This window comes from Pantoea sp. UBA7232 (assembly GCF_002473195.1).
In the GTDB taxonomy this organism is placed as follows: Bacteria; Pseudomonadota; Gammaproteobacteria; order Enterobacterales; family Enterobacteriaceae; genus Pantoea; species Pantoea eucrina.
The window spans coordinates 43,158-67,732 of record NZ_DKTK01000001.1 but is presented as its reverse complement, the minus strand read 5'-3'; the positions used below and the strand labels follow the sequence as shown (position 1 = coordinate 67,732).

The window sequence follows — 24,575 nt, the reverse complement described above, 5'->3', positions numbered from 1 at the left end:
GAACTCAGAAGTGAAACGCCGTAGCGCCGATGGTAGTGTGGGGCCTCCCCATGCGAGAGTAGGGAACTGCCAGGCACCAAACACAGAAGCCCTGAACGAAAGTTCAGGGCTTTTTTGTTTTTGCCTGACAGGATAAAAACGCGAAGCCATAAAAAAGCCCCTGCTGCATGGCAGGGGCAGAGCTAAGGGCGCTGAGATCAGTGAATAACCTGCGACAGAAACGCGCGGGTACGCTCTGAGCGTGGATTAGCGAAGAACTCCTCTGGCGGCGCCATCTCTACGATCTCTCCCCGATCCATAAAGATCACCCGGTCAGCCACCGTACGTGCAAATCCCATTTCATGCGTCACACACAGCATGGTCATGCCATCTTCTGCCAGGCCAATCATGGTATCCAGCACCTCTTTTACCATCTCAGGATCAAGGGCTGAAGTCGGCTCGTCAAACAGCATAATTTTGGGTTTCATACAGAGCGAACGGGCTATCGCCACACGTTGCTGCTGACCACCAGAGAGCTGTCCCGGAAACTTATGTGCATGTTCGGCGATGCGCACCCGCTCAAGGTAGTGCATCGCCAGCGCTTCCGCCTCCTTCTTCGGCATCTTTCTCACCCAGACAGGGGCCAGCGTGCAGTTCTGCAGAACGGTAAGATGCGGGAACAGATTAAAGTGCTGAAACACCATGCCGACTTCGGTGCGTACCCGTTCGATGTTACGCACGTCATCGTTAAGATGAATACCGTCCACGACGATACGTCCCTGCTGATGCTCTTCCAGATGGTTGATACAGCGAATAGTGGTCGATTTTCCTGAGCCTGACGGGCCGCAGAGTACAATGCGCTCACGCGGTTTAACCTGCAGATTAATATCCTTAAGCACGTGAAACTGTCCGTACCACTTGTTCACGTTTTCGAGCGTAATCATCATAGCGTTAGCCGCCGTCGTTATTGTGGATGTCATAGTAAACCTCAGTGCGCTTTACGCCCGGTGTGAAAACGCTTCTCCAGATACTGGCTATAGCGCGACATGCTAAAACAGAAAATCCAGTAGACCAGTGCAGCAAAGACATAGCCTTCTGTGGACATGCCCAGCCATGCAGGATCGACCGTGGCCTGCTGCACGCTGCTGAACAGATCAAACAGGCCAATAATGATCACCAGACTGGTATCTTTGAAGAGTGCGATAATGGTATTCACCAGCCCGGGAATGGTGAGCTTAAGCGCCTGCGGCAGGATCACCAGCGCCTGCGTCCGCCAGTATCCCAGCGCCAGCGATTCAGCCGCTTCATACTGGCCTTTTGGCAGCGCCTGCAGACCGCCGCGCACCACTTCCGCCACATAGGCGGACTGAAACAGAATCACGCCAACCAGCGCCCGAACCAGTTTGTCGATAGTCGTGCCTTCCGCCATAAACAGCGGCAGCATGACAGAGGACATAAACAGCACGGTGATCAGCGGCACGCCACGCCAGAACTCAATAAAAATAACGGATAGCGTACGCACCACCGGCAGGTTTGAGCGCCGGCCCAGTGCCAGCAGAATACCCAGCGGTAATGCGCCGGCGATACCAACGGATGCGATAATCAGCGTCAGCGTCAGGCCGCCCCACTGACGGGTTTCCACCCGCTCCAGACCAAAATAGCCGCCATAAAGCAGTAGCCACACCGCGATCGGATAGAGCACCGCCCAGCAGGCCAGATAGCGGCCACGGCGCGGCATGGCGCGGATAAAGAGCGGAATGACTGACAGTAAACCGATAACCAGAGCCAGGTTGATTCGCCAGCGCAGTTCGTGCGGATAGAGTCCATACATAAACTGACCAAAGCGCGCATGGATAAACACCCAGCAGGCCCCCGCTTTAGTGCAGTCAGCACGGGTTTCACCCAGCCAGTTTGCCTGAAATATCAGCCAGTTCAGTGCCGGTGGAATAACACTCCAGATGAGCCACAGACTGACCAGCGTAAGCAGGGTATTCAGCCAGCCGGAAAAGAGATTTTTGCGCGCCCAGCTCCAGCTCTTCTGCAGCAGATTACTGCTTACCGGCGGCGTTTCATGCGTTGTCACAGACATAGTGTTTCGTTCTCTTAACGCTCAACCAGCGCAATTTTGCGGTTATAGAGGTTCATCAGCAGGGAAATGGTCAGGCTGATGATGAGATAAACCGCCATGGTAATCGCAATGGTTTCTATTGCCTGGCCGGTCTGATTAAGCACCGTACCGGCAAAAAGCGACACCATATCGGGGTAGCCGATAGCGGCGGCCAGCGACGAGTTTTTGACTACGTTTAAATACTGACTGGTCAGCGGAGGAATAATGACGCGCATCGCCTGAGGAATAATGACCTGACGTAGCGTCACGGGATTCGGCAGTCCCAGCGAGCGCGCTGCTTCACTCTGGCCATGTGGTACTGACTGAATACCGGCGCGGATCACCTCAGCAATAAATGAAGAGGTATAAATAGAGAGCGCCACCGTCAGCGCCGCCAGCTCCGGGATCATCACAAAGCCACCGCGGAAATTGAATCCGCGTAGCTCAGGCACATCCCAGTGCACGCCCGCGCCGAACAGGGTATGGGCAATCAGCGGCAGCAGCACAATGAGCCCGGCTGCAGCGGGCCAGGTACGACGCAGCTGACCGGTTTTCAGCTGATGTTTGCGATTAAAGCGAAACAGCGCCAGGCTGGCGATAATGCTTAATGCCAGCGCAACCAGAAATGGCAGTGTACCGGGCGCATACTGTGGCCATGGAATATACAGGCCACGATTACTGACAAAGGCGAGGTCAAAGGCGTTCAGTGCCTGACGCGGGCCGGGCAGATTACGCAGTACGGCAAAGTACCAGAAGAAAATCTGCAGCAGCGGCGGAATATTACGGAACGTCTCAATATAAATGGCAGAGAGCTTACGCAGCAGCCAGTTATCGGACAGGCGCGCCAGGCCTACCGCAAAGCCAAGCAGGGATGCAAAGACGATGCAAAGCGCGGAGACCAGCAGGGTATTGGTCAGCCCGACCATAAAGACCCGGGCGTAGGTGTCTCCTTCGGTGTAGTCAATCAGATGCTGAACAATACCAAAACCGGCACTGCGCTCCAGAAAGCCAAAACCTGACGTAATGCCGCGGTTAGCCAGATTGATAATGGTGTTGTGGATTAAATATCCCACCACGGCCACTACCGCAATAATCGCGACAAACTGGTAAAGCCAGGCGCGAACCGCAGGGTTACCGAATGAAAAATCCCTTTTCACGGTTGGGCGTTGCGACATGTTGAAACCTCAATGATAGATACGCGTGGGCACCGCAGGACGCGGTGCCCGACTGGCACAGCAGTAAATCAGCGCACCGGCGGTGCGTACTGAATACCGCCCTGATTCCAGAGCGCATTCTGTCCGCGTGCGATTTTCAGCGCGCTATCTTTACCGACGTTGCGGTCAAAAATTTCCTGATAGTTGCCCACCTGCTTGATGATGTTATAGGCCCACTTGTTATCAAGTTTCAGGTCTTTACCAAAGTCGCCTTCTGCACCCAGCAGATGCGCCATGTCAGGCGTGGTCGGTTTTGCTGCCATCTGATCGACGTTCTTTGAGCTGATGCCCATCTCTTCGGCATTCAGCATGGCAAACAGCGACCACTTAACAATCGTAAACCAGTCGTCGTCACCGCGACGTACCAGCGGCCCGAGCGGCTCTTTGGAGATCACTTCCGGCAGTACGATAAATTCGTCAGGCTTGCCCAGCTTGATACGCAGCGCATAGAGCTGGGATTGATCGGAGGAGAGCGTATCGCAGCGGCCGCTATCAAGTGCTTTGGCTGACTCATCGGAGCGGTCAAAGGTGACCGGGGTGTACTGCATTTTATTCGCTTTGAAATAGTCGGCGACATTGAGTTCGGTATCGGTACCCGCCTGAATACAGACCGTTGCGCCATCCAGCTCTTTGGCACTTTTCAGTCCCGCTTTCTTATGCGTCAGAAAGCCGATGCCGTCATAGTAGTTTACGCCGGCAAACAGAAAGCCCATGCCGCCATCGCGCGAAGAGGTCCAGGTAGTATTACGCGACAGGATATCCACTTCGCCCGACTGCAGCGCAGTGAAGCGCTCTTTAGCCGTCAGCGGGGTATATTTAACTTTGCCGGCATCGCCAAACACGGCGGCGGCGGCGGCACGGCAGACATCCACATCAATACCCGTGAATTTGCCGCTGGCATCTGCGTATGAGAAACCAGGCAGTCCATCACTGATCCCACACTGCACAAAACCTTTCTTTTTAATTGCGTCCAGAGTGGCGCCTGCATGCGCCTGCTGAGTCACGGTCAGCAGCGTGGCAGCGGCAATCAGGGTGGAGAGCATCATCTTTTTCATAAAGCATCCTGTGTGGCGGTTCGTCTGTTGTTATTGTGGTGCGCACTTTGTAGTGCACTGCTGTCTGTCGGTGGCAATCAGCCATCCAGCCTGTTGCAAAGCTGATGCCAGGTTTGCAGCAAGCTGAATTCTTCAGGAAAGAGCGTCAGAAAAGGGCAGGAAGTAACGTGCGGTTACTATCGCGCACCAAAAGGCGGCATGACGAGTCGCCGCGATCACAAATAGTGCAAATAGTTTCACTATTGGAGCGCAGTGTGAGCTACCGCTCATTAGCCGGACCAATTAATGCCGCTATGGGTAAACGCAGCAGTGACCGGGGATAGTGGCAGGCACGTGTGAACAGCCCGCAGATTTACGCGGGAGAGGGAGCAGGAAAAATGACGCAGGAGATTGCAACGATAGTTACCATTCAGGCGGTAACTGTTTCATGCAGGGTGACAGACGGAAGCGGCAACAAAAACAAAAACGCCAGCCCGGAGGCTGGCGTTATCGCAGCAACGAACAATTAGTTCATGCCGTATTTTTTCAGCTTCTTACGCAGAGTACCACGGTTGATACCCATCATCAGGGCTGCACGGGTCTGGTTGCCACGGGTATACTGCATTACCATGTCCAACAGAGGCTGCTCAACTTCAGCCAGTACCAGCTCATACAGATCACTAACATCCTGACCATTCAGTTGAGCAAAATAGTTCTTCAGTGCCTGTTTAACCGAATCACGCAGTGGCTTTTGGGTCACCTGATCCTGTGAGTTAACGGTAGAAACGGTCAGTACGTCAGAATTTACGCGTTGTTCGAACATAGTTCTTTCAGCTCTTTATTTCGTTTACGCAAGATTTTCGAAGTATGCCTCCAACGCCTCCAGCTGTTCGCTGGCATCCTCAATGGCGTTGAATGTGCGCCGAAACTGGTCGTCAGGGGCACTTTCCTGCAAATACCAGGAAACGTGTTTTCGGGCAATACGGTATCCCTTGCGCTGACCGTAAAAGTCGTGCAGCTCCCGTATATGTCCAATCAGCATTTGCTTCACCTCTGCCAGCGGCTTTGGTGCAAGCAGCTCCCCTGTGTCCAGATAATGCTGGATTTCCCGGAAGATCCACGGTCTTCCCTGAGCAGCACGTCCTACCATCAGAGCATCTGCCCCGGTGTAGTCGAGCACTGCCCTGGCTTTATGCGGGTCAGTTATGTCCCCATTCGCGATAATCGGAATGGAAACGCTCTGCTTAACTGTCCGAATGCTGTCGTATTCAGCCTGCCCCTCAAACAAACAGGCGCGGGTGCGTCCATGAATGGTGAGAGCCTGAATGCCACAACGTTCAGCCAATTGGGCAATCTCTGTACAATTACGATTTTCTTTGTCCCAGCCGGTGCGAATCTTCAGCGTAACCGGTACGTCTACTGCATTAACGACTGCACGGAGAATCGATTCTACCAGTTGCGGATGCTGCAGCAGCGCGGAGCCAGCCATCTTACGATTCACTTTTTTAGCCGGACAACCCATATTGATATCGATAACCTGCGCGCCAGACGCAACGTTAATTCGCGCGGCGGCAGCCATCTCATCGGGATCGCAGCCAGCAATTTGCACGGCACGAATGCCGGGCTCGTCACTATGCACCATACGCAGCCGGGATTTGTCACTGGCCCAGACTTCCGGGTTAGATGACAGCATCTCGGAGACAGTCATACCGGCGCCGTTCTCGTAACAGAGTGTGCGAAATGGCTTGTCGGTTACTCCGGCCATAGGCGCAGCAATGAGGCGATTACGTAGCTGGTGGTGTCCAATGCGCATGAAAAAAGAAGTGACCCTAACTGTTCGCAAGGCGGCGTATATTACGCATTTTTTCCGGAAGATGAAAGGCCAAACTTTGAACAACAGCCTCTTAACATTAAAGCGTCTGCGCTGCCATCAACCCGCCTCTCGTAATAGTCTTTTAAAATCATTAGGTTAAATATTTAAGGCGAAATTGTGAACAAACATTTTTCTGAATTCAGACCGCAAAGCGCGATATAAAAGCCGCGATTTTAACGAATTAACCACAGAATTAACGGCTATTTGCGCAAATTTAATACAAAATTATTCTGTCCGAAGACAGTGCCGGTGGTGCATGCTATCTGTTCCGAAGAAACCCCAGGCTTGCGCTTGCAGACCTGGGGTAAAAACTAACGCAGGCGTCCGGTAATACGGCACCACTCTTCTTTCTCCGCGACCGGATCAAGCGCGAAGCGCTCAGCATAAGCTTCACAGACGCTTTCTGCCTGACTGGCCAGTACGCCAGAGAGGCCAAGGTCGCCGCCTGCTTTTGGCAGAACGCCAATCAGCGGTGCCAGTTCGCGCAGCGGGCCCGCCAGAATGTTGGCGACCACCACGTCAGCCTGCAGGTTTTCAGGCTGCTGATGTGGCAAGTAGAGCGACAGGCGATCTGCCACGCCGTTGCGTTCAGCATTATCACGGCTCGCCTGAATGGCCTGCGGGTCGATATCGATCCCGATCGCCTGTGCGGCACCCAGCTTGAGCGCGGCGATAGCCAGAATGCCGGAGCCGCAGCCAAAGTCGATTACCGTTTTGCCCTGCAGATCGAGACCATCCAGCCAGCTCAGGCAGAGTGACGTGGTAGGGTGAGTTCCGGTGCCGAAGGCCAGGCCGGGATCGAGCATGACGTTGACCGCATCCGGATCGGGAACATCCCGCCAGCTTGGACAGATCCACAGGCGTTCACCAAAGCGCATCGGATGGAAGTTGTCCATCCACTCGCGCTCCCAGTCTTTATCTTCGATCTGCTCGATCTTGTAGTGAAAGGTCGATCCCGGCACCGGCTGCAGACGCAGTGCGGCTACCACCTCATCCATATCACTTTCGGCGTCAAACAGGCCAATGACATCAGTATCACCCCACAGTCGGGTTTCACCCGGGAGGGGTTCATACACCGGATTGTCGTGCGTGTCCTGAAACGTCACCGAGACGGCACCCACTTCCATCAGAGCATCGCTCAGCGGCTCAGCCTGTTCTCCGGTGCTGTTAATCTTGATTTGAATCCATGGCATAGTGTTTCTCTTTATTTCAGTGCAGCGTCGTGCGTCGCAGACGCGCTGCCAAACAGGTTACCTGCCAGAAAAGCGAGCAGGCTCAGGGTTAGCGAGGGAACAATAGGGTGGAGTCCCCACCACTCAATATTCAGGCTGGCGAGCAGCGTATAGCTTACGGCGCCGGCGATCATACCGCTGATGGCTCCGGCAGCATTGGCGCGCTCCCAGTAGAGACCCAGCACCAGCGGCCACAGAAAGACCGCTTCCAGCCCGCCAAACGCCAGCAGATTAAGCCAGATGATCATATCCGGCGGATTCCAGGCCGCCAGCAGCAGCAGGATGCCCAGCACAAAAGTAATCGTGCCGGAGAGCATGCGCAGCCGCGCTTCATTTTCACTCTGCCGGGGCGCAAGACGCAGATAGAGATCTTTGATCAGCGTAGCGGATGCCTGCAGGAGCTGCGCGTTAATGGTCGACATAATGGCCGCCATCGGCGCGGCAAGAAAAATGCCGGCTGCCATCGGCGGCAGTACGGTAATCATCAGCGTCGGGATCACCTGGTCAGGTATGGTCAGGTCAGGCAATACCGCACGTCCCAGCGCGCCAGCCAGATGCATCCCCAGCATCAGTATCACCACCACGATGGTGCCGAGAATGATCCCGCGATGCATCGCCTTGCTGTCTTTGTAAGAGATGCAGCGTACGGCGGTATGTGGCAAACCGATAACGCCAAAGCAGACCAGTACGGCGAATGAGCAGAGGAAGGCAGGTGTAATCACATTGTCTGCCCCTTCCGGCGACACCAGTTGCGGATCGATAGCGCGCAGCGTGCTGACCGCGTGACTCAGCCCGCCGGCATGATGAATAACAGCAAACAGCAGCAGAAACGTGCCAGCCAGCATTACCAGCCCCTGCATCGCATCGTTCAGCACGCTGGCGCGAAAGCCCCCGAAAGCCGTATAAAGGGCGATAGTTCCGCCAAAAATCAGCAGGCCCGTATCGTAAGGAATGCCCGCCGCCGTTTCCAGCAGGCGAGCGCCGCCGATAAACTGCACGGTCATGGCACCGATAAATGCCACCAGCAGGCTGATACTGGCCAGCCAGATCAGCAGCGGGCTGCGATAGCGACCATAAAGCATATCGTTGAGCGTTACTGCGTTATAGCGCCGGGCCAGAATGGCAAATTTCTTGCCGAGCACGCCCAGTGATAGCCAGACGGCAGGCACCTGAATCATCGCCAGCAGTACCCAGCCCAGACCATATTTATAGGCGGCACCGGGCCCCCCTATAAATGAGCTGGCGCTGATATAGGTTGTGGTCAGCGTCATGGCCAGCACAAACCCGCCCATGGAGCGGCTGCCGAGAAAATATTCGGTCAGAAAACTGCCCTGGCGCTGTTTGCGCATGGCGATTACCGATAGCACGGCGATCAGAACCAGGTAAGCCAGCAGCGGCAGAAGGATCTCACTCTCCATCACGGTCCTCCAGTGACATATCACGGAAAATGACGCGGACCATCAGCGCACAGAGTCCGGTAAACAATAGCGGTGCAAATATGCAGGAGAGTTCGAACCAGCGGGGCAGGCCAGATATTCCGCTTTGCGTCCCGCCGAGCCAGGCAGACAGGGCCCACACCAGCAGATATGCGAGAGCGAGGCCCAGCGACCAGCGCGCCTCTTTGTTCGCTTGTAGAAAACGCCCATCCATCAGATAACCTCACAGGCGATAACAATAAAAAAGGCCGGATTAACCGGCCTCTGTCGTGCTCTGCGCTGCGATTACTTTTCGTGCAGGCCGAGTTTTTTCTCCAGATAGTGGATGTTGGTGCCACCCTGCTGGAAGTTTTCGTCGGACATGATTTTCATCTGCAGCTCGACGTTGGTTTTGATGCCGTCGATGATCAGCTCAGCCAGTGCATTTTTCATGCGGGCGATCGCCACTTCACGGGTTTCGCCGTAAGTAATGAGTTTGCCAATCATGGAATCGTAGTACGGCGGCACGGTGTAGCCAGCGTAAATGTGCGATTCCCAGCGTACACCAAAGCCACCCGGCGCGTGGAAACGCGTAATTTTACCCGGGCTTGGCAGGAAGGTATTAGGATCTTCGGCGTTGATACGGCATTCCACCGCATGACCACGTACGACCACATCTTCCTGTTTGATCGACAGCGGCTGACCGGCAGCAATACGCAGCTGCTCTTTGATAAGGTCAACGCCGGTGATCATTTCGGTAACCGGATGTTCAACCTGAATACGGGTGTTCATCTCAATAAAGTAGAACTCGCCGTTTTCATACAGGAACTCAAAAGTACCGGCTCCACGATAGCCAATTTCCACGCAGGCGTTAGAGCAGCGCTCGCCGATGAAGCGACGCAGTTCCGGCGTGATGCCTGGCGCAGGTGCTTCTTCCACCACTTTCTGGTGGCGACGCTGCATGGAGCAGTCGCGCTCCGCCAGATAGATGGCGTTGCCCTGGCCATCGGCCAGCACCTGAATTTCGATATGGCGCGGGTTCTCGAGGAATTTTTCCATGTAGACCATGTCGTTATTGAAAGCCGCTTTGGCTTCCGCTTTCGTCATGCCGATGGATTGCTCAAGATCTTTTTCATGGCGTACAACGCGCATACCGCGTCCGCCGCCGCCGCCAGAGGCTTTGATGATAACCGGATAACCGATACGCTTCGCGATAGCGCGGTTCTTATCCATATCATCAGTCAGTGAGCCATCTGAACCCGGAACGGTCGGTACGCCCGCTTTTTTCATCGCGGTAATAGCAGAAACTTTGTCGCCCATCAGGCGGATCGTATCCGCTTTCGGACCCACAAAGATAAAGCCTGAACGTTCAACCTGCTCAGCAAAATCAGCGTTCTCAGACAGAAAGCCGTATCCCGGATGGATCGCAACTGCGCCGGTAATTTCAGCGGCAGAGATCAGAGCCGGAATATTCAGGTAACTTTTGACCGACTGCGCCGGGCCGATGCAGACAGTTTCATCTGCCAGCAGCACGTGCTTGAGGTCGCGATCTGCCGTGGAGTGGACCGCTACGGTTTTGATGCCCAGCTCTTTGCAGGCACGCAGAATGCGCAGCGCGATTTCACCACGGTTAGCAATGACAATTTTATCCAGCATGCTTCGCCTCGTTATTCGATGACGACCAGCGGCTCGTCAAATTCAACCGGCTGGCCGCTTTCTACCAGGATCGCCTTCACAACGCCGGATTTATCGGCTTCGATCTGGTTCATCATTTTCATCGCTTCAACGATGCACAGGGTATCGCCAGCGTTCACTTTCTGACCCACTTCCACAAACGCTTTTGCGTCCGGGCTTGGGGTGCGGTAGAAGGTGCCGACCATCGGTGAACGGACAATGTGACCGCTGACTTCAGGCTTAGCGGCTTCAACCGGAGCGGCAGCAACCGGCGCAACGGCAGCGGCCAGTGCAGGCTGCGGAGCAGGTGCAGCATAAGCCTGCTGCATCATAGGATAACCGACATTGGCAGGTGAACGGCTGATGCGAACTGACTCTTCGCCTTCAGAGATTTCCAGCTCAGCAATGCCGGACTCTTCAACCAGTTCGATCAGTTTCTTAATTTTACGAATATCCATGAGTGTGGTTCCGTACTCTGTTTAATTGGAATGTGACAGGCGTTTTATCGCCGTTTGTAAAGCCCACGCGTACCCATCCGCGCCAAGTCCACAAATGACGCCGGCGGATACATCGGAAAGATAGGAGTGGTGCCGGAACGGCTCGCGTGCATGCACGTTGGAGAGATGCACCTCGATAAAAGGTATGCTTACCGCCAGCAAAGCATCACGCAGCGCAACGCTGGTGTGCGTGAACGCAGCCGGATTGATGATGATGTAATCCACATCGCTGCGCGCGGCGTGAATACGATCGATCAGCTGATATTCTGCGTTCGATTGCAAATGACTCAATTTCACATGGTGCTGGTCAGCCTGCTGCGCCAGATCGCTGACGATATCAGCCAGCGTGGCGTGACCATACTTGTCAGGCTCGCGCGTTCCCAGCAAATTCAGGTTGGGACCGTTCAACAACAGTATGTGAAATTTATGCGCCATCTTGCGGCTATCTCCTGCAATCATTAGGGCATCGCGTAAAATACCGCGACATCCTTCATTTGTCACCCTTGAGAGTGAAAAAGAAGGGTTTGCTTGCAATAAAGCCGGGCATTATATCCGTTTCGGGACAATTCGCAGCAAAATACTGGTCTTATCTGCGAAGTTGATCCGGTGCGGCCCGAAGGCCACACGTTTTAACAGAAAGCGGGGGGAGAAAACAACCTCAGGAAAATCAGCGGCTGAAGCTTTTGCGTAACTTTTTGTAGCGCCACGCCAGCAGCAGCGCGGCTGCCAGCGCATAGAGCCACGGCTGTGGTGACAGGACTTTGACTGACCAGAGATAGTGAATGGGAACGAGGATCGCTACCAGATAGATAGCGTTATGCAGCGTTTGCCAGCGTCTGCCCAGCTTGCGCTGCGCGCGCTGAAATGAGGTTATCGCCAGCGCAAATAGCACCACCCAGCTGATCATACCCAGCAGCAGATAGGGGCGGGCGAAAATTTCACTGCCGAGCAGGCGCAGATGCGTAAAGCCCAGCTCCAGCAGCCAGTAGCTGATCAGATGTAGCGTGGCCCAGGCAAAGCACCAGAGACCCAGCATCCGGCGGGTGCGGATCAGCAGTGGCTGTTTGAGATAGCGCGTCAGCGGAGTGACCAGCAGCGTTGCCAGCAACAGCTTCAGCGCCATTCTGCCGGTAAAGTGCTGAATATCTTTGGCCGGATCGGCACTCAGCCAGCCCTGAGCAGCCGAAAGCACCAGATAGATCAGCGGCAGCAGGGCGGCCAGGTGCAGCACCACTTTGAGCCAGGTAACCTGTCGCAGGGTCAGTCGCATTTAAAAATTCTCCCGCAGATCGAGCCCGCGATAGAGTGACGCAACCTCACGTGCATAACCGTTAAACAGCAGCGTAGGCTGCCGCTCTACGTTGAGCAGGCCGCCCGCGCCGATAAAACGCTCTGTCGCCTGTGACCAGCGCGGGTGGTCAACGTGCGGATTCACATTGGCGTAAAACCCATATTCGCTGGCGGCAATCTGGCTCCAGGTGGTCGGCGGCTGTTCAGCGGTCAGCGTAATTTTCACAATCGATTTAATGCCTTTAAATCCATATTTCCACGGCACCGTCAGGCGTATCGGGGCACCATTCTGCGGCGGCAGGGCTTTGCCGTAGACACCGGTGCTGAGCAGCGTCAGCGGATGCATCGCTTCATCCAGCCGCAATCCTTCAACATAGGGATAGTCGAGCCCGCCGCCAATAAAGCGATCTTTCTGACCTGGCATCTGTTCAGGGTCGTAGAGCGTCTGAAACGCCACATAGCGTGCGCGGCTGGTGGGTTCAGCCAGCTTCAGCAGCTTACTGAGTTCAAAGCCCACCCAGGGCACGACCATTGACCAGGCTTCAACGCAGCGCATACGGTAGATACGCTGCTCCATGGCAAAGCGTTTAAAAATGTCATCCATATCCAGCGTCATGGGCTTAGCCACTTCGCCATCAATACGCAGCTGCCAGGGTTCAGTCTTTAGTGAGCCGGCGTTAGCTGCGGGATCGGCCTTATCCAGGCCAAACTCATAAAAGTTGTTGTAGCCCGCAACCTTATCGTAAGGCGTCAGGGGTAAATCCGCCTGCCACTGTGCGGGTTTGGTGAACGTCAAATCGCGTCCTGCGGGTGCCGGCGGTCGATCGTTTCCTTTAAACCAGCTCAGAATGTCCGCCCGCGCGCTACCCGGCAGCGTCGCAGCGGCAGCGCCAATCCCCAGCGCCTTCAGTACCTGACGCCGGCGCAGCGCAAAGATGTTTTCCGGGGTAACATCAGCTTCAGTGAGAGTGTGCTTGAATTTCATGGTGTTCTCCGGCAGATAAGCAGTGATCATTAAGATGCGTAAACCCCATCGGCGATGCCACTTTGCCGGGGAAAATATGAAATTTCCTGGCAGACAGCCTCTGTTGAGAATAGGACGAAAAAGTCCGCCCGGCAGTCAGGCGCCGTGACTTTACCGTTATACTCGCGCGACAGCGTGCTTGCCGGAGCATTGGCGCTGATTCAGACAGCTATTTATGGTACTTTGCTCAGGATTGCGTCAGCTGAATGACGCACAGGCTGGCTGCCCGTTTATAACCGCAGTGGTACAGGCACAGGGATGCGATTAACAACGAAGTTTTCTGCGTTTATTACATTATTAAGCTTACTGGCAATGTTACTGATGCTGGTAGGCTGCGCTTTTAGTTTTATCTGGCTGTCGCAGGAGCGCGTTGAGAGCCGTATCGATACGCTGGCGACCGAAGTTGACAAAGCGCTGATGACTCAGTCGCCGCAGGAGGTTGAACAGTGGCTAACGCGGCTGATGCCGGTGATCAACGCTGAGCAGGTCACGCTGCTCAATGACGAAGGCGAAGTATTCCGTCTTACCCGCCATGAGAATCCGATGCTGGAAGATGAGCCTAACCGGTTTATTCAGCTTGAGCTGCCCCTGGTGCATGCGCCCGAAATGCAGCTGCGCGTCGTGGTTCTCGATCCGGCAAAAACCTGGTTCCGCTCCTTTACCGGCGCCTATACGCTGGTGGTGCTGCTGAGCGTGGTTGCCATTATGGCGGCGCTGCTGGCGATGACGCACCACTGGCTTAATCGCCGCTGGCGCAATATGGATCGGCTGGAGGCGCGCGCGGAACGCATTATTGCCGGCGAGCGCATTGCCCGCGTTCCGGGCACCACTGAATGGCCGGCTAAAGCCAGCCGCGCGCTGGATACGCTGCTCAGCGATCTGCAGGAAGCAGGAGAACAGCGTCTGCGAATCGATACGCTGATCCGCACGTTTGCGGCTCAGGATGCGCGCACGGGTCTCAATAATCGCCTCTTTTTTGATAACCAGCTGGCGACGCTGCTGGAAGATCAGGAGGATGTCGGTACGCATGGCGTGGTAATGATGATCCGCCTGCCTGACTTCGACAATCTGCATGAGATAATTGGTCCGACGCTGGCCGAAGAGTACCTGTTTGATATCATCAATATGTTTTCTACGTTTGTGCTGCGCTATCCGGGGGCGCTGCTGGCCCGCTATTTTCGCAGCGATTTTGCCGTGCTGCTGCCGCACCGGACGCTGAAAGAGGCGAACAGCATCGCCGAGCAGCTTATCAATGCGGTGGACTCGCTGCCGCCGATGCGCAGGGTGGATCGTGATGATTTAATCCATATCGGCATCAACGCCTGGTGCAGCGGACAGAGCGCACTGCAGGTGATGGAGAGCGTAGAGCTGGCCACGCGGCGCGCCGTGCTGCAGGGAGGCAACACCTGGTCAGTGGGCGAGGGTAATCCGCTGGAGATGGGCCGCGGCAGCGTGCGCTGGCGTACGCTGCTGGAGAATACGCTCAATCGCGGTGGTCCCCGTCTTTATCAAAAGCCTGCGGTACTGCTGGATGGTAAAGTGCACCACCGTGAGATGCTGGCGCGCATATTTGATGGTGATAAAGAAGTGGTTGCCGCCGAGTTTATGCCGCTGGTCATGCAGCTGGGGCTGACCGACAGCTGGGATCGCCAGCTGGTGACGCGCATCGCCGCGCTGACAGAAGTGTGGCCGGATGAGACGCTGGCGCTGCCGGTAAGTATCGATTCACTGCTGCAGCGCCCGTTCCAGCGCTGGCTGCAAAAATTGCTGCTGCAGTGTAATAAATCCCAGCGCCGGCGATTTTTATTTGAACTTGCCGAGGCGGATGTGTGTCAACACATCAATCGTTTGCTGCCGGTCTTTCACATGCTCACCACGTTTGGCTGCCGTATCGCAGTCGATCAGGCGGGAATGACGGTGGTCAGCAGCGCCTATATCCGCCAGCTTCCTGTTGATGTGATTAAGCTGGATCCGGGGCTGGTACGGAATATTGACCGCCGCACAGAGAATCAGCTTTTTGTGCAAAGCCTGCTGGAGGTGTGTAAATCCACCTCCAGCTATGTTTTTGCTGCTGGCGTGCGTACCCGGGCTGAATGGCAAACCCTGACTGCGCTTGGGGTAGCGGGCGGGCAGGGCGATCTGTTTGCGCCTTCCTTACCGGTTAACAGTAACGTTAAAAAACACTCGCAACGTTACCGCATTTGATGCGCTGGCAGGGTTTGTCCCGGCAATCGATGTTTTTCTGGCGTTAACCAGCGGGAGCGGGCAGAGCCAGAGGCATGAAATGTTAAATTTTATGTCGATAACCCCGCCGCAGGTCCGGGCAATTTGCGTTAAAGAGGGCCGTTTAGCGCTATCTGGCGCTGCCAGTAGCGAACAGTACCGGCCGGAAAAATTATATGGTCTATTTTTTCACCTTAGCCGAACGTTTTTGCGCCTTGTAGCGGCTTCGTGTGGTTGGTAAAGTAAGCGGATTTTATTTTCCGCCCCCAGCTTGCAGGATTATCCCTTAGTATGTTTAAAAAATTTCGCGGCATGTTTTCCAATGACTTGTCCATTGACCTGGGTACTGCGAATACCCTGATTTATGTAAAAGGACAGGGCATCGTGCTGAACGAGCCTTCAGTGGTTGCTATCCGTCAGGACCGCGCCGGCTCCCCAAAGAGCGTAGCGGCTGTTGGTCATGACGCAAAGCAGATGCTTGGCCGTACGCCGGGCAACATTGCCGCTATTCGTCCGATGAAAGATGGCGTGATTGCCGACTTCTTCGTGACTGAAAAAATGCTCCAGCACTTTATCAAGCAGGTACACAGCAACAGCTTTATGCGCCCGAGTCCGCGCGTACTGGTGTGTGTACCGGTCGGCGCGACCCAGGTTGAGCGTCGCGCTATCCGTGAATCTGCGCAGGGCGCAGGGGCACGCGAAGTATTCCTGATTGAAGAGCCGATGGCTGCGGCTATCGGTGCCGGCCTGCCGGTCTCTGAAGCAACCGGTTCTATGGTCGTGGATATCGGTGGCGGTACGACTGAAGTCGCCGTGATCTCCCTGAACGGCGTGGTCTACTCCTCTTCTGTACGTATCGGTGGCGATCGCTTTGATGAAGCTATCATTAACTACGTGCGCCGCAATTACGGTTCACTGATTGGTGAAGCCACCGCAGAACGTATCAAGCACGAAATCGGTTCAGCCTATCCGGGCGACGAAGTGCGCGAAATTGAAGTGCGCGGCCGTAACCTTGCAGAAGGTGTGCCGCGTGGCTTTACGCTGAACTCAAATGAAATTCTTGAAGCGCTGCAGGAGCCGCTGACCGGCATCGTCAGCGCGGTTATGGTTGCGCTGGAGCAGTGTCCGCCAGAGCTCGCTTCTGATATTTCAGAGCGTGGCATGGTGCTGACCGGCGGTGGCGCACTGCTGCGTAATCTGGATCGCCTGCTGATGGAAGAGACAGGTATTCCGGTCGTGGTAGCGGAAGATCCGCTGACCTGCGTAGCGCGTGGCGGCGGTAAAGCGCTGGAGATGATCGACATGCATGGTGGCGATCTGTTCAGCGAGGAGTAATTCCTCACTGGCTGCGACCATGGTCATATTGCGCAGGGAATCGCGACAATACTCATCATAAACTGAACCGCACGCAGCGTTGTATTATGCAGCGGCGGTTCAGGCATGGGTAAATGGCGCGGCTGCGTATGACGGCATAGTGCGTCCAGCCCTGGAGGCGCGGGTCTGCGGACTGGTGCTTCTTCCCTGATGTCGAGGAATTCGCAGAATTTATGAAGCCGATTTTTAGCAGGGGGCCTTCCCTGCAGTTGCGTCTCTTTCTGGCCGTTATCGTGGCAATTGCGATTATCATCGCCGACAGCCGCGTAAGTACTTTCTCCCGGATCCGCAACTATCTGGACACGTCAGTCAGCCCATTTTATTTTCTGGCCAACGGCCCGCGACAGCTGCTTGACGGCGTGTCGGATACGCTGGCATCCCGTCAGCAGCTGGAGCTGGAGAACAAAGCGCTGCGCCGCGAGCTTTTCCTGAAAAACAGCGATCTGCTGATGCTGGGGCAATATAAGCAGGAAAATGCCCGCCTGCGCGAGCTGCTTGGATCGCCGCTGCGTCAGGATGAGCACAAAATGGTGACGCAGGTGATCTCAACCGGCACCGATCCTTATACCGATCAGGTGGTGATCGATAAGGGCAGCGTAAACGGCGTTTACGAAGGTCAGCCGGTGATCAGCGATAAAGGCGTCGTCGGGCAGGTGGTGGCCGTTGGCCAGCTGACCAGCCGCGTGCTGCTGATCTGCGACGCCTCTCACGCGCTGCCGATTCAGGTGCTGCGTAACGATATTCGCGTTATTGCTGCCGGTAACGGCTGCAGCGAAGATCTGCAGCTGGAGCATCTGCCAGGCAATACTGATATTCGCGTCGGCGACGTGCTGGTGACATCCGGCCTCGGCGGCCGGTTCCCGGAAGGTTATCCGGTCGGCGTCGTGTCGTCAGTTAAGGTAGATACCCAGCGCGCCTATACGGTCATTCAGGCGCGTCCGACTGCCGGCCTGCAGCGTCTGCGCTACCTGCTGCTGCTGTGGGGAGCAGATAAAAATGGCGATATGCCGATGGCACCGGATGAGGTACATCGCGTAGCGAACGAGCGTCTGATGCAGATGATGCCTCAGGTGCTGCCACCGGCGGGTGAAATGGGGCCGCCGGCGCCCGCGGGGATGCAGCAGAGTCAGCAGATGGGACCGCCATCCTCTGCGGCCAGCGGGAATGTGCAGAGCACGCCGGCGAACACGCGTGGGGGCCAGCCTTGAGCCGATATCGCAGTCAGGGACGGTGGGTAATCTGGCTCTCTTTTCTGCTGGCATTAATTCTGCAAATCATGCCGTGGCCGGAGCAGTTCTATATGTTCCGGCCGTCGTGGCTGCTGCTTATTCTGATCTACTGGGTGCTGGCGCTGCCGCATCGGGTCAACGTCGGCACTGGATTCTTTCTCGGTGCCGTTATGGATCTGATTGCCGGCTCCACGCTGGGCGTACGCGCGCTGGCCTTCAGTATCATCGCCTACCTGGTCGCCTTTAAATTCCAGCTGTTCCGCAACCTCGCATTGTGGCAGCAGGCGTTAATGGTTATGGTTCTTTCACTGGCAGTAGATGTCATTGTTTTTTGGGCTGAATTCCTGGTCATAGACGTCTCATTCCGGCCAGAAATTTTCTGGAGTAGCGTGGTCGACGGCATCCTCTGGCCCTGGCTATTCTTATTGATGAGAAAGATCCGCCGGCAGTTTGCCGTTCAGTAAGGAACACAATGATTACCCTGTATCTGGCTTCCGGCTCGCCCCGCCGGCGCGAGCTGCTTACGCAGCTTGGGCTGCAGTTTGAGCGTCTGTTAACCCATACTGAAGAGCAGCGTCAGCCCGACGAAGCGGCTGAACATTACGTTCGCCGACTGGCGGCGGATAAAGCCCGCGCCGGTGTCACTATGGCACCCCGGGATCTGCCGGTGCTGGGCGCGGACACGATTGTGGTGCTGAATGGTGACGTACTGGAAAAACCGCGTGATGCGGAACACGCCGCAGAGATGCTGGCAAGCCTCTCCGGACAGACGCATCAGGTGATGACCGCGATAGCGCTGGCTGACAGCGAGACGCTGCTGGATTGCCTGGTGCTTACCGATGTGACCTTCCGCAACGTGACCGCTGATGAAATCGCGCACTATATCGCCAGTGGCGAACCGATGGATAAGGCGGGCGCCTATGGCATTCAGGGTCTGGGCGGTAATTTCGTGCGCACGATTAATGGCAGCTACTACGCCGTAGTGGGACTACCGCTGGTGGAAACCACAGAGCTGCTGAGCCATTTTCAGTCGCTGCGTGCATTAAGGGGACAGAATGACGGCTGAACTGCTGGTAAATGTGACACCTTCGGAAACGCGCGTTGCCTATATTGATGGCGGCATTTTGCAGGAAATTCATATTGAGCGCGAAGCGCGACGCGGCATTGTTGGCAACATCTACAAAGGCCGGGTCAGCCGCGTGCTGCCGGGTATGCAGGCCGCCTTTGTCGATATTGGCATGGATAAAGCCGCCTTTCTGCACGCCTCCGACATCATGCCGCATACCGAGTGTGTTGCCGGCGATGAAAAGAAAAATTTTGTTGTACGCGACATCGCCGAGCTGGTACGCCAGGGGCAGGATCTGATGGTGCAGGTAGTGAAAGATCCGCTCGGCACCAAGGGCGCACGCCTGACCACCGATATCACGCTGCCGTCCCGCTATCTGGTCTTTATGCCCGGCGCATCACACGTGGGTGTTTCACAGCGTATTGAAAGTGAGGCGGAGCGCGAACGGCTGAAAGCGGTGGTGGCTGCCTACTGTGACGATCTGGGCGGTTTTATTATTCGTACCGCTGCGGAAGGCATCGGCGCAGAAGAGCTGGCGCAAGATGCGGCGTTTCTCAAACGCCTGTGGACCAAAGTCAGCGAGCGCAAAAAGCGTAACCAGACGCGCTGCCTGCTCTATGGCGAACTGGCGCTGGCGCAGCGTGTGCTGCGCGATTTTGCCGGCGCCGCGCTGGATCGCATTCGCGTCGATTCGCGTCTGACCTGCGATCTGCTGGTGGAATTTACCAGCGAATATATTCCTGAAATGGCGGGCAAAATAGAGCATTACAGCGGCAAGCAGCCTATTTTCGATCTCTATGATGTAGAAAATGAGATTCAGCGTTCGCTGGAGCGCAAGGTCGAGCTTAAATCGGGTGGCTACCTGATTATCGATCAGACGGAGGCGATGACCACGGTAGATATCAACACCGGAGCGTTTGTTGGCCACCGCAACCTGGATGAAACCATATTTAATACGAATATCGAAGCGACGCAGGCTATTGCCCGTCAGCTGCGGTTACGTAACCTCGGCGGTATTATCATTATCGACTTTATCGACATGAGTAATGACGATCACCGCCGTCGCGTGCTGCATTCGCTGGAGAGTGCGCTGAGTAAAGATCGGGTCAAAACCGGGATCCATGGCTTTTCAGCGCTGGGCCTGGTGGAGATGACCCGTAAAAGAACGCGTGAAAGCATTGAGCATGTGCTCTGTGCCGACTGCCCGGTATGTAAAGGACGCGGCTCGCTGAAAACCGTAGAGACCGTCTGCTATGAAATCATGCGTGAAATTGTACGCGTGCATCACGCCTATGACTCCGACCGCTTTCTGGTTTACGTCTCGCCGGCGGTAGGCGAAGCGCTGAAAACAGATGAGTCGCATGCGCTGGCCGAAGTCGAAATCTTTGTCGGCAAACAGGTCAAAGTTCAGGTTGAACCGCTCTATACTCAGGAGCAGTTTGACGTCGTCATGATGTAGGGCCTGCGGCCAGACGTTATTATCCAGTGACCAGCAAGGAGAGATGTGTGAGGCGGTTGCCAGGGATTTTGTTACTGCTGATCGCCACAGTGATTGTCATTGTGGCGCTGCTGGTGAGCGGGCTGCGTCTGGTGATGCCGCATCTCAACAGCTATCGCAGCGACATTCTGCAGACGGTTTCACGCATCAGCGGCGTCACCGCAGACGCCAGCGAACTGCAGGGAACGTGGCAGAATTTTGGCCCGACGTTGCAGGTACGCGATCTGCGCATTGATATGAAGCAGGATGGCGAACTGCACATTGGCCGCATCACTCTTGCGCTGGATGTCTGGCAGTCGCTGCTGCACTGGCGCTGGCAGTTCCGCGATCTCACCTTCTGGCAGCTGCGTCTGGCGACGGAGCGGCCGCTGTTTACCCGCGACAGCGATACCACCAGCATCAAGCCTGCTCAGATTAACAACCTCTTCCTGCGCCAGTTCGATCACTTCGATTTACGCGACAGCACTATCCGCTTTCTGACGCCTTCAGGCCAGCATGCCGAGCTGGCAATACCGCGCCTTACCTGGCTGAATGAAGCCAGCCGGCATCGCGCTGAAGGCGAGGTCAGCCTCAGCAGCTTTACCGGCCAGCATGGCGTGGTGCAGGTCAGGCTGGATTTAAAGGATACCCGTGGCCTGCTGAACGACGGTCGCATCTGGATGCAGGCAGACGATGTGGATGTGCGTCCCTGGATTGGCCGCTGGCTGCGTGATAACACCAGTCTGGAGAGCGCGCGTATCAGCCTGGCGGCGTGGGCCAGCCTGCGCGATGGCGAACTCTATGCGGGCGATGTGCTGATTAAACAGGGTGGGGCGCGCTGGCGCGGCGAGCAGCGCGACCATCAGCTGCAGATTGACGGACTGACCGCACACCTGGCGCGCTTCCGCGACGGCTGGAGCCTGAATATACCGCAGACCCGGCTCAGCACCGATGGCGTGGCCTGGGCGCCCGGCCGGATTGCGCTGCTGTGGCAGCCTGAAGATAAAGCGGCAGCGGAGATCCGCGTGCGCGCTACCCGGCTGGACCTGCAGCGGTTTGCGCCGCTGGTGCCGCTGATTGGCCCGCTCTCGCCGACGCTGCTGGATACCTGGCGTGCGCTGCAGCCGCGCGGTTATATCGATACGCTGGCACTGGATGTTCCACTGGCGCAGCCGGAACAGACGCGACTGCAGGCGACGTGGCGCGATCTGGCATGGCATAACTGGAAGCTGCTGCCGGGCATCAGCAATCTCAGCGGGCGCGCCAGCGGGAGCGTCAGCAATGGTCAGGTTTATCTCAGCATGGGGCAGGCTGAAGTGCCCTATGGTGATATGTTCCAGGCGCCGCTGGATATTCATCAGCTGAGTGGCCAGCTGAGCTGGCTGCGCGACCGTCACGGCCTGACGCTGGCCGGACATCAGCTGGATGTGCAGGCGCGGTCGCTCTGGGCGCGCGGAGATTTCCGCTATCAGCAAAACAGTGACGCTGCACCACGGCTCGATATTCTGGCCGGCATCCGCGTAACCGACGCGGGTGATGCCTGGCGCTATCTGCCGGAACCGCTGATGGGGCATAACCTGACGCACTACCTGAGCGAAGCGATAAAAGGCGGGGAGACCGATAACGCCACGCTGCTGTTCGCCGGCGATCCGCGCCTGTTCCCGTTTAAGCATAACGACGGCATGTTTGAAGTTAAAGTGCCGCTGCGCAATGCCGCGTTTCGCTTTCAGCCGGGCTGGCCGGCCCTGCAGGATCTGGATATCGATCTCGATTTTGTGAATGACGGCCTGTGGATGCGCGCCGATAACGCGCGCCTGGGCAAGGTCGAAGCGCGTAACGTCACGGCCGTTATTCCGGATTATCTTAAAGAGAAACTGCTGATCGCCGGCGATCTGAGCGGGCAGGGGGCGGATATCGGCGCCTACTTTAATGAGACGCCGCTGAAATCGTCGCTCGGCGCGGCGCTGCAGCAGCTGCAGGTTGGGGGCAACGTCAAAAGCACGCTCAACCTGGAGATCCCGCTGGATGGCGAACAGGTACACGCCAGCGGCAACGTGGTGATGAATAACAACACGCTGCATATTAAACCGCTGAAGAGCACGCTGACGCAGCTGACAGGGCGTTTCCGCTATAACAACGGCAACCTTGAAAGCGAAGAGATGCAGGCAAACTGGTTTGGTCAGCCGCTGGGCGTGACCTTCAGCACGCAGGAAAATCCGCAGGATTTTGGCGTTAACGTCCACCTGCTGGGCGACTGGCAGCCCGCGCGTCTCAGCGTGATGCCAGCGGCGGTAGCGCGTCAGCTCAGCGGTTCACTCGCCTGGCAGGGCGATGTGGCTATTACGCTGCCGCATAGCGGAGGTGCGAACTACAGCGTCGATCTCAGAGGCGATGGCAAAGCAGTAAGCAGTCACTTACCTGCGCCGCTGACCAAATCTGCCGGCGAGGCGCTGCCGGTGACGGTTAAGGCTAAAGGCGATCTGAACGGCTTTATGCTCAGCGGCAGCGTGGGCGAGATGCACCGCTTTAACAGCCGCTGGCTGCTGGAGCCGCAGCTGCGCGTCGAACGCGGCATCTGGCAGAACCAGACCACGGCAACGCCTGCGCTCCCGGCGCAGCGCGGTATGGTATTAAACCTGCCGCCGCTGGATGGGGAAGCCTGGCTCGGTGTTCTGGCCGGAGCGGGCGGCAGCGGAGAGGGCGCCACGCAGGTGGGCGGGGTCGGCTTACCTGGCGATGTCACGCTGCATACGCCAGCCCTGACGCTGGGCGGGCAGCAGTGGCACGATCTCAGCGCCACTCTGCTGCAGGGCGCGGGCGGTGATGCGCAGCTGAAGCTGGAGAGTCGTGAAGCGCGCGGCACGCTGACAACAGCGCAGCGTGCACCGTGGCGCATCAATCTGAACTACCTTTATTACAATCCGCAATGGAAAGAGACCGGCAGCAAACAGGCGTCATCACCGTTCAGCGGCGACAGCGGGATCGATTTCAGCCAGTGGCCTGCGCTGCAGCTTAACTGCGATGAGTGCTGGCTGCGCGGACAGAAGTTCGGACAGATGGCTGCGACGCTGACGCCGCGCGGAGAGACGTTAGCACTCACTAACGGAATTGTGGACAGCGGCAGCGCCCGGCTCAGCATCAGTGGCGAATGGGTTAACTCGCCGGGCAATCCGCGCACCTCGCTGAAGGGACGCCTGAGCGGCAGCAATATCAATGACGCCACTAACTGGTTCGGTATGAACACGCCGCTGCGCGATGCGCCGTTTAACGTGGATTATGACCTGCACTGGCGCGCCGCGCCCTGGCAGCCTGCTGAGGCGTCGCTGAGCGGCACGCTGAAAACGCACTTTGGCAAAGGAGAGATTGCCGACGTTAATACCGGACGGGCAGGACAGCTGCTGCGTCTGGTAAGTTTTGATGCGCTGCTGCGCAAGCTGCGTCTGGATTTCAGCGATACCTTCAGCGATGGCTTCTATTTTGATTCAATCAACGGCACCGCCTGGATCGAAAACGGCGTCATGCGCACTGATAACCTGCTGGTAGATGGGCTGGAGGCGGATATCGCGATGCAGGGCCGGATCGATCTGGTACAGCGGAAAATTGATATGGAAGCGGTCGTGGCGCCAGAGATCTCCGCGTCGGTCGGTGTGGCAACGGCGTTTGCAATCAATCCGGTGGTTGGCGCCGCCGTTTTTGCCGCCAGCAAGGTACTGGGACCGCTCTGGAACAAGATTTCCCTGCTGCGCTATCACATCAGCGGCCCGCTGGATAAACCGGAAATCAGTGAAGTGCTGCGCAAAGCGCGCGACGCCGGCAGCAAGTGAATTTGACGCCGTCGGGGAATTGCCGCAGGCTATGACTATCTGA

At 56.4% G+C, this 24,575-nt stretch carries 21 protein-coding genes and 1 rRNA gene; 8 read left to right on the top strand and 14 right to left on the bottom strand.

What is annotated here, in order from left to right; all coding sequences use genetic code 11:
* A 5S ribosomal RNA gene (gene rrf / locus B4056_RS17065) occupies positions 1-75 on the top strand; the annotation flags it as partial.
* 122 nt (positions 76-197) lie between these two features.
* Here rrf and B4056_RS00320 read toward each other — a convergent pair.
* From B4056_RS00320 to msrP, 14 genes are all read right to left on the bottom strand, one after another.
* Positions 198-959, bottom strand: coding sequence for an amino acid ABC transporter ATP-binding protein (locus B4056_RS00320; protein ID WP_071669154.1), 762 nt, complete (start codon positions 957-959; stop codon positions 198-200).
* 8 nt (positions 960-967) lie between these two features.
* Positions 968-2,068 (bottom strand): amino acid ABC transporter permease, encoded by a 1,101-nt coding sequence (locus B4056_RS00315; RefSeq protein ID WP_071669155.1) that lies wholly within the window; start codon positions 2,066-2,068, stop codon positions 968-970.
* A gap of 14 nt (positions 2,069-2,082) precedes the next feature.
* On the bottom strand, positions 2,083-3,261 hold the full coding sequence (locus B4056_RS00310; protein WP_071669156.1) for an amino acid ABC transporter permease: 1,179 nt from the start codon (positions 3,259-3,261) through the stop codon (positions 2,083-2,085).
* Between the two features lie 68 nt (positions 3,262-3,329).
* Entirely contained in the window at positions 3,330-4,355 is a 1,026-nt protein-coding gene (locus B4056_RS00305) for an amino acid ABC transporter substrate-binding protein (RefSeq protein WP_094111838.1), read from the bottom strand.
* Between the two features lie 505 nt (positions 4,356-4,860).
* Positions 4,861-5,157: a DNA-binding transcriptional regulator Fis gene (gene fis / locus B4056_RS00300; RefSeq protein ID WP_003855228.1), complete on the bottom strand. Its 297-nt coding sequence runs from the start codon at positions 5,155-5,157 to the stop codon at positions 4,861-4,863.
* Between the two features lie 24 nt (positions 5,158-5,181).
* Entirely contained in the window at positions 5,182-6,147 is a 966-nt protein-coding gene (gene dusB, locus B4056_RS00295; protein WP_039380734.1) for a tRNA dihydrouridine synthase DusB, read from the bottom strand.
* A 371-nt stretch (positions 6,148-6,518) separates the two neighbouring features.
* Complete coding sequence (prmA, locus tag B4056_RS00290) at positions 6,519-7,400, bottom strand: 50S ribosomal protein L11 methyltransferase (protein ID WP_094111839.1); 882 nt, start codon at positions 7,398-7,400, stop codon at positions 6,519-6,521.
* Between the two features lie 11 nt (positions 7,401-7,411).
* A complete protein-coding gene (gene panF / locus B4056_RS00285) occupies positions 7,412-8,857 on the bottom strand; it encodes a sodium/pantothenate symporter (protein ID WP_288653433.1) in 1,446 nt (481 codons plus the stop codon).
* The gene (locus tag B4056_RS00280) at positions 8,847-9,089 is read right to left on the bottom strand and encodes a YhdT family protein (RefSeq protein ID WP_071669160.1); all 243 of its coding nucleotides are present in this window, start codon (positions 9,087-9,089) and stop codon (positions 8,847-8,849) included. Before B4056_RS00280 ends, panF begins: the two co-directional genes overlap by 11 nt.
* Positions 9,090-9,160: 71 nt before the next feature.
* Entirely contained in the window at positions 9,161-10,510 is a 1,350-nt protein-coding gene (gene accC, locus B4056_RS00275; RefSeq protein ID WP_071669161.1) for an acetyl-CoA carboxylase biotin carboxylase subunit, read from the bottom strand.
* Positions 10,511-10,521: 11 nt separating this feature from the next.
* Positions 10,522-10,986, bottom strand: coding sequence for an acetyl-CoA carboxylase biotin carboxyl carrier protein (gene accB / locus B4056_RS00270; RefSeq protein WP_039380716.1), 465 nt, complete (start codon positions 10,984-10,986; stop codon positions 10,522-10,524).
* A 21-nt stretch (positions 10,987-11,007) separates the two neighbouring features.
* Positions 11,008-11,460, bottom strand: coding sequence for a type II 3-dehydroquinate dehydratase (gene aroQ / locus B4056_RS00265; protein ID WP_071669162.1), 453 nt, complete (start codon positions 11,458-11,460; stop codon positions 11,008-11,010).
* 232 nt (positions 11,461-11,692) lie between these two features.
* Positions 11,693-12,295, bottom strand: coding sequence for a protein-methionine-sulfoxide reductase heme-binding subunit MsrQ (msrQ, locus tag B4056_RS00260; RefSeq protein WP_113655509.1), 603 nt, complete (start codon positions 12,293-12,295; stop codon positions 11,693-11,695).
* Complete coding sequence (gene msrP / locus B4056_RS00255; protein WP_071669248.1) at positions 12,296-13,300, bottom strand: protein-methionine-sulfoxide reductase catalytic subunit MsrP; 1,005 nt, start codon at positions 13,298-13,300, stop codon at positions 12,296-12,298. It lies immediately after the preceding gene.
* A 297-nt stretch (positions 13,301-13,597) separates the two neighbouring features.
* On the opposite strand from msrP, the gene csrD reads away from it, so the two are divergent.
* From csrD to yhdP, 7 genes are all read left to right on the top strand, one after another.
* Complete coding sequence (gene csrD, locus B4056_RS00250; RefSeq protein ID WP_094111842.1) at positions 13,598-15,544, top strand: RNase E specificity factor CsrD; 1,947 nt, start codon at positions 13,598-13,600, stop codon at positions 15,542-15,544.
* 309 nt (positions 15,545-15,853) lie between these two features.
* Positions 15,854-16,897 carry a rod shape-determining protein MreB gene (gene mreB / locus B4056_RS00245; protein ID WP_003855260.1) on the top strand — a complete coding sequence of 348 codons (1,044 nt, stop codon included), beginning with the start codon at positions 15,854-15,856 and terminating at the stop codon, positions 16,895-16,897.
* Positions 16,898-17,109: 212 nt separating this feature from the next.
* On the top strand, positions 17,110-18,144 hold the full coding sequence (mreC, locus tag B4056_RS00240; protein WP_094111843.1) for a rod shape-determining protein MreC: 1,035 nt from the start codon (positions 17,110-17,112) through the stop codon (positions 18,142-18,144).
* Entirely contained in the window at positions 18,141-18,629 is a 489-nt protein-coding gene (gene mreD / locus B4056_RS00235; protein ID WP_039380697.1) for a rod shape-determining protein MreD, read from the top strand. Before mreC ends, mreD begins: the two co-directional genes overlap by 4 nt.
* A gap of 8 nt (positions 18,630-18,637) precedes the next feature.
* Positions 18,638-19,231 (top strand): Maf family protein, encoded by a 594-nt coding sequence (locus tag B4056_RS00230; RefSeq protein ID WP_150034721.1) that lies wholly within the window; start codon positions 18,638-18,640, stop codon positions 19,229-19,231.
* The gene (gene rng, locus B4056_RS00225; protein WP_071669165.1) at positions 19,221-20,690 is read left to right on the top strand and encodes a ribonuclease G; all 1,470 of its coding nucleotides are present in this window, start codon (positions 19,221-19,223) and stop codon (positions 20,688-20,690) included. The genes B4056_RS00230 and rng overlap by 11 nt, the downstream gene beginning before the upstream one ends.
* 47 nt (positions 20,691-20,737) lie before the next feature.
* Entirely contained in the window at positions 20,738-24,532 is a 3,795-nt protein-coding gene (gene yhdP, locus B4056_RS00220; RefSeq protein WP_150034720.1) for an AsmA2 domain-containing protein YhdP, read from the top strand.
* The last annotated feature ends 43 nt before the right edge of the window (positions 24,533-24,575 follow it).